The organism is Bradyrhizobium sp., from assembly GCF_027451485.1.
Taxonomy (GTDB): Bacteria; Pseudomonadota; Alphaproteobacteria; order Rhizobiales; family Xanthobacteraceae; genus Bradyrhizobium.
This window is the reverse complement of the sequence record NZ_DAIDJE010000148.1, coordinates 21,548-27,723: the sequence shown is the minus strand read 5'-3', so window position 1 is coordinate 27,723 and position 6,176 is coordinate 21,548. Positions and strand designations below refer to the sequence as shown.

Below are 6,176 nucleotides of genomic sequence, written 5' to 3'. Positions count from 1 at the left end.
ACTGTGGCGCAGCACTTGGATCGCAAATGGAATGAAATGGTTTAGCAGGGGACGTCGCCCGCGTCCGGATTGGGATGCACGCGAACAATTGAAGCGCTTAAGCTAGCGGCGGCTCGGCGGTGCGGTGAAGGTCGCTTACTGTGTAGGTTTTTGGACGCCGGCAACGAGAGACGCTCCGCACGCTCAACTAACCGGCGTCCAAAAAGCGCCAAGGCAGGAAGTCGCGGGAAGTTGGGCACTGGCCGGGCAGCGAGCGCTATGGGGATTTGATGTTGGCGCCGATCTCGATGATAGACGTGATGCCGGCAGGATTCGACCTGCGTGTCTGCACGGACAGGAGATCGGCAGAGCGCAATCGGCATTTTGGTGGCTGTTCGGAGCGCATCAACGCACGATCCGCGCACTGATGGATGCCATTGGGTTGAGCGAGATCGCTACCGGCGTGGAGCCGGCACATCGGGCCGGGAAAACTGCAAGGCTTACACGCGGTATTGGTCATGACGTGTCGATCCTGATCGGTGTTGGTCGCCAGCTCGGCGCGCAGCCGCGTGCGAAGGTCTCGATGATGATCATGCGCGCGCCACAGCGGGGACATGGGCACGGCAGCACCCGCGGTGTATCTGGCGCAACATCCGGCTCTTGTTGAGGATCGGCGGCAGACGGGACGACATTGAGGAGTGCGCGGGCGGTTGCGATGCTCTCGGCGCGGTTGGTTGAGGCAAAGAGCCCGTAGTGGCGGATGCGGTGGAAACCCTTGGGCAACACGTGCAGCAGGAAGCGCCTGATGAACTCGTGTGGGTGAAGCCGCATCGTCTTCCAGCGGTCGCTGACGCGATAGTCCTTCCAGCGGAACGCAATCGCCTCGTCGTCGGCTGCAACGAGGCGGCGGTTGGAGATGGCGACACGATGGGTGTAACGGGAGAGATAGCGCAGCACCTGCTCGGACCCCGCGAACGGGGCCTTGCAATAGACCACCCATCTGATGTGCCGCAGCGGGGTGATGAAGCGCTTGAACGTTGTCTTGTCGGCGAGCCCGGCATGGGTATTGAAGAACTTCAGCTCGCCGGCGGCGTGCGCATGCACGAGCATCGCCAGCATCTTGCCGCGGAACAAGCGCGCCAGCACGTTGACATGGACGAGGAAGTTGGAGCGCGCGGCGATCCATCGCGTGTTATCGAGCGAGAGCCCTCCACCCGGCACGATCATATGCACGTGCGGATGATGGGTGAGCGCCGAGCCCCAGGTGTGCAGCACGGCCGTGATGCCGATTCGTGCGCCGAGGCGCTTGGGATCGGCAGCGATGGCGAGCGTGGTCTCGGCCGCCGCCTTCATCAGCAGATTATAGATCACGCGCTTGTTCTGGGAGGCGATGTCGCGCATCTCGCTCGGCAGCGTGTAGACGACGTGAAAATACGGCACTGGCAACAGCTCCGCTTCGCGGTCGGCCAGCCATCGGCGTGACGCCGCACCCTGGCACTTCGGACAATGCCGGTTGCCGCAGGAGTTGTACGCGATCTCGGTATGGCCGCACGCTGTGTTCTCGCAGCGTGCGACGTGGCCGCCGAGCGCTGCCGTACGACAGCGCTCGATCGCACTCATCACCTTCAATTGCCCGAGGCTCACATGCCTCTGATTGGCGTCACGCCAAGCAGAGCCGTGATCGCGCAGGATGTCCGCGACCTCCAGAACTGGCCGAGCCACGGCCGGCGGCGCTACGGCGCTGGCGGCTCCTCACTGTCTCGCTGTCGCCGGCGGCGGCGCGGCGCGCTTAGGCCCTCGAGCGGGCTCTCGATCTTGGCAATCAGTCCGATCGCCACGCGACTGTAGCGGGCTGTCGTCTCAAGCTTGGAATGTCCGAGCAACGCCTGGATCACGCGAATGTCCCTGCCGCGCTCGAGCAGGTGGGTCGCAAAGCTGTGGCGAAGCGAATGCAGCGGGACCGTCTTGCGCAGCCCCGCGGCTTTGGCGGCCTCCTTGAACAACCGGCTGAACTGACGCGTGGTCAGTGGCTGACGTTGACTGCGACCGGGAAACAGCCAGCGCTGTCCGGGCGCGACGCCGTTGTTGGACGCGGTCGGCCCCGCCTTCCACCATTGCCGCAACAGCTTCAGGACCTCCGGCGGCAGCATCACGTGCCGGTCCTTGCGGCCCTTCGACTGCACAATGCGGATGATCTTCTGCTCGCTGTCGATGTCGCCCGCCCGCAGCCGCACCACCTCGCCGGCGCGCAATCCGCAACCATAGGCCAGCGTTAGCATCGCTCGCGCCTTCAGGCTCGTCGCCATGGTCAGGACGCGCTTGACCTCCGCGGGGCTCAGCACCGGCGGCAGCCTCTCGGGCTCCTTGATGTGCCAGACCTCGGCCGCCAGATCGTGACGACGTAGCGTGACGCGGAACAGGAACCGCACCCCGGTCATGATCCGATTGCGGTTGCAGATGCTCATCCCGCTCTCAATCAGGTGCAGCTGAAATCGGCGCACCTCGTCGGGGGTTGCCGTATCGGGCGAGCGTTTGAGCCAGGCGGCGAACTGCTTGCAACTGTAAATGTGGCCACGCTGCGTGTGCGGGTTGAGCTTGCGCGCAGCCATGTCTTCGATCATACGCTGACGCAGCGGACTGACTGTGTTGGTATCGCTCATGGAGAGCTCCTTCCTGAGTGAGGGTTGCAACACCTCGATTCTCAGGACGGCGCTCTCCAGTACTACCACTATCCTCTCAACTGGCTGCCGGCCTCTCGGCTCTTGCTCCCGCGCAGCGGGCTGGAGCGCAGCGACTTTGTGCATTGGCCCTTAGCTGACTTGCCAGTGCGCGCCGCCAATGTCCGCTTCCCAGGATAAAGCGGACATAGCTGCGCCTGCATTGGGGTTGCGATCTATGGGTACACGCCTAGCATTCGCATCCCGTCTCAACGGCCAGTTTTGCGAATGTCAGAATCAAAGGACCACCAGCAAATATACGTTTCTGGTGGCGTTTGGGATTTGACATTCGCTCTCCGGGCTTGGCGGCTGGGTCGATAGCGAATGTCAAATCCAATTCACTAGACGCCCGCCTCTTTCAGGCGCTCGGCGAAAAAGCCCGACAGCGTCTCCTCGATCTGGCCCGCCACATAGACTTCCGACGAGGTCACGCCGTTTTTGCCCAAGGTCACCATCACGCCGATCCAGTAGGCGAACCAGATATCGGCGTCGGTCAGGGCGCGCAGCTTGTGACGGTCGTGCTCGATCGGCTGATGGTTGTCCGCCTTTCTCACCTCGATCGCGAGCAGATTGTTCGGGATCGCACGCTGGTGCACGACGATATCGGGATAGATCGACTTGCCGAGATGATCGTCGGTCGAGACGATCGAGCCGTGGGGCAAATTCAGGGTTCGGGGACCGAGCCTGTCGAAATCGCAATCGACCTCAAAATCAGGAAACTGGCGTTCCAGATGCACGGCGAGCCGATGCGTCAGCGTGCGCTCGCCGAGATCGTGGACGAGCAGGAACGCCTCCCTGGCGTAAAACTCTTTCAGCGCGGCGACGATCCTGTCCAGCTCGGCGTGCATGGGGTCTTGGAAAATTGTGACAACAATTTCGACCCTACCCGGTCATGACCGGGCTTGTCCCGGGCATCCAAGTCTTTCTTTTCGCGGATGCTTAAGACGTGGAGCCCGCGACATAGGCGAGCCGAAGCGTTGCCGTTCTTCGAACGGCAACGGGCCGGCATGACGAAAGGAACCAGGACTACACTCAGCCGTCACATCTGCACTTCGATCAGCCGCGGTCCCTTGGCAGGAACGAAGTCCGCCAGCGCCTTGTTGAACTCGTCGGCGGTCGCGACCGCGCGGCCCTCGACGCCCATGCTCCTGGCGAGCCCGACGAAGTCGATGGTCGGCTTGTCGATCTTGAGCATGTCCATGGCGCGGGTGCCCGGCGCCCCGGCGCCGACGCCATCAAATTCGCCGCGGAGGATCTGGTAGATGCGGTTGGCGAAAACGATGGTCAGCACGTCGAGGCCCTCGCGCGCCTGCGTCCACAGCGATTGAATCGTGTACATCGCGCTGCCGTCGCCGACCATGCAGATGACCTTGCGGTCGGGGCAGGCGACCGAGGCGCCGGTCGCAACCGGAGTCGAAAAGCCGATCGAACCGCCCATGTTCTGTAGCCAGTCGTGCGGTGCGGCAGCGGCCGTGGGCGGGAAGAAGCCGCGGCCGGTGGTAATGGATTCATCGACGATGATCGCGTTCTCGGGGATTGCGCAGGCAATCGCCTGGGCGATTGTGGTGTGATTGAGCGCGCCCGTCGGCTTGACGAGTTCGGCAAGCTTTTGCGGCTTGACGTCGGAAGGCTTGGCGCCGAGTGCGTCCGCCAAAGCCTCCAGCGCCGCGATCGAGTTGTCGCCCCACGCGGTCAAGCGGTTGACCTCGCAGCCCTGGGGCTTCAGCTGGCTCGGCTTGTTCGGATAGGCGAAGAAGGCGATCGGATCGTTGGATTCGACCAGAATGATGTTCTTGAAGTCCTTCAAAAGCGGCAGCGCCTGCTCGATCACGTAAGGGATACGGTCGATCGAAAAGCGGCCGCGGCCACGCGCCATGCGCGGGTGATAGGTCTGACCCATTACCTTGCAGCCGGTCTTGCCTGATATCTGCTGCGCCAGCGCAAGCCCCCGCTCGGTCAGCGCATTGCCGGTGACGAGCAGCAGGTTTTGCGTTCCGCCGGAATGCAGAATCTTGGCGGCTTTCTCGACTGCGTCCGCAGAAAAGCCCGGCTGCTGCTTTGCGGCGGGCACCTGCGCGATGCCGTCCGCCTCGTTCCAGGCGGTATCGGCCGGCAGAATCAGTGTTGCGATCTGCGGCGGTGAACTCTTCGCGGCTGCAATCGCCGCGGCGCCATCGGCCGCAACGGATTTCGCGTCCGGCGAGGTGCGCACCCATTCCGACATCGGCCTGGCCAGCCCCTCGATGTCCGAGGTGAGCGGCGCGTTGTAGCCGATGTGATAGGTCGCGTGCTGGCCGACGATGTTGACAATGCCGGAATGCGCCTTCTTGGCGTTGTGCAGGTTGGCAAGACCGTTGGCGAGCCCGGGTCCGAGATGCAGCAGCGTCGAAGCCGGGGTGCCCTTCATGCGGAAGTAGCCGTCTGCCGCTCCCGTCACCACGCCCTCGAACAGACCAAGCACGCAGCGCATGCCCTCGACCCGGTCGAGCGCCGCGACGAAATGCATCTCCGAGGTGCCGGGGTTGGTGAAACAGACGTCGACCCCGCCCGCGACCAGGGTTCGCACCAGACTTTCAGCACCGTTCATCCCATCACTCCTGTTCGCGGTTCCAACATTCGATCCAAATCATTCCTCACGCCATCAGTCAAAGGGGGGTTACCCGCATGGCAGCCATCACACGGACGGCGTCGGCCAATTTTAACCGCACCGTTCGAATTCCGTCACGTTCGCTTGCGAAACAAACCACGATATGGCCTGCTTGGTTAAATTAACCTGCGAGGAACACGATGATCCGGATTTTTGCCGCGCTCGCCGTGGCGCTGATGGTGCTGGGTAGTGCCTCATCGGCCCGCGCCACCAGCGACGACGACTTCTTCAATTTCTTCGGCCGCGGCCGCCAGCAACAGCAGCCGATGCAGCAGCGCGGCCATCCCTATCCGGATATGCAGCAGCGCGGGTACCCCTATTACGGCCCCGGCTCGGACTATTACGGCGGCAGTTCAAGCCCGATCCCGCGCGAACGTGTCAGTTCTCCGGTCGCACTGCCACCGGGCTCCATCTTCATCTCGACATCCGAGCGACGGCTCTATCTGATCCTCGGCCATGGCGAGGCACTGCGCTATGGCATCGGCGTCGGCCGCGACGGCTTCCGCTGGACCGGCACTCACCACATCAGCGCCAAAAAGGAATGGCCGGGCTGGACCCCGCCGGCGCAGATGCGGGCACGGCGGCCCGACTTGCCGCGCTACATGGCCGGCGGCATCGACAACCCGCTCGGCGCGCGCGCGATGTATCTCGGCTCGACGCTCTACCGAATTCACGGATCGAACGAGCCGGAAACGATCGGCCACGCGGTCTCGTCGGGCTGCTTCCGCATGACCAACGAGGACGCCATTGATCTCTACAACCGCGTTTCGGTCGGCACGCTGGTGGTGGTGAGATAGCATCCATCTTCGTCATTCCGGGATGCGTCGCCGTGA

General features: G+C 63.2%; 5 protein-coding genes. 1 reads left to right on the top strand and 4 read right to left on the bottom strand.

The genetic code is table 11. The features are described from left to right. Positions 1 to 495: 495 nt before the first annotated feature. From NEZ08_RS18445 to NEZ08_RS18430, 4 genes are all read right to left on the bottom strand, one after another. Positions 496 to 1,701, bottom strand: a complete 1,206-nt coding sequence (locus NEZ08_RS18445) for an IS91 family transposase (RefSeq protein ID WP_298109926.1) — start codon at positions 1,699 to 1,701, stop codon at positions 496 to 498. An 11-nt stretch (positions 1,702 to 1,712) separates the two neighbouring features. Beyond that, a complete protein-coding gene (locus NEZ08_RS18440; protein ID WP_298109924.1) occupies positions 1,713 to 2,639 on the bottom strand; it encodes a tyrosine-type recombinase/integrase in 927 nt (308 codons plus the stop codon). 398 nt (positions 2,640 to 3,037) lie between these two features. Further along, positions 3,038 to 3,544 carry a hypothetical protein gene (locus tag NEZ08_RS18435; RefSeq protein WP_298109921.1) on the bottom strand — a complete coding sequence of 169 codons (507 nt, stop codon included), beginning with the start codon at positions 3,542 to 3,544 and terminating at the stop codon, positions 3,038 to 3,040. A 191-nt stretch (positions 3,545 to 3,735) separates the two neighbouring features. After that, positions 3,736 to 5,283: an acetolactate synthase large subunit gene (locus NEZ08_RS18430; protein ID WP_298109918.1), complete on the bottom strand. Its 1,548-nt coding sequence runs from the start codon at positions 5,281 to 5,283 to the stop codon at positions 3,736 to 3,738. 356 nt (positions 5,284 to 5,639) lie between these two features. On the opposite strand from NEZ08_RS18430, the gene NEZ08_RS18425 reads away from it, so the two are divergent. Continuing rightward, entirely contained in the window at positions 5,640 to 6,140 is a 501-nt protein-coding gene (locus tag NEZ08_RS18425; RefSeq protein WP_298109932.1) for a L,D-transpeptidase, read from the top strand. The last annotated feature ends 36 nt before the right edge of the window (positions 6,141 to 6,176 follow it).

Excerpts from the sequence above, each read along its gene's own strand:
- NEZ08_RS18440 (WP_298109924.1), bottom strand. The coding sequence starts at position 2,639 with ATGAGCGATACCAACACAGTCAGTCCGCTGCGTCAGCGTATGATCGAA.
- NEZ08_RS18435 (WP_298109921.1), bottom strand. The coding sequence starts at position 3,544 with ATGCACGCCGAGCTGGACAGGATCGTCGCCGCGCTGAAAGAGTTTTAC.
- NEZ08_RS18430 (WP_298109918.1), bottom strand. The coding sequence starts at position 5,283 with ATGAACGGTGCTGAAAGTCTGGTGCGAACCCTGGTCGCGGGCGGGGTC.
- NEZ08_RS18425 (WP_298109932.1), top strand. The coding sequence starts at position 5,640 with ATGCAGCAGCGCGGGTACCCCTATTACGGCCCCGGCTCGGACTATTAC.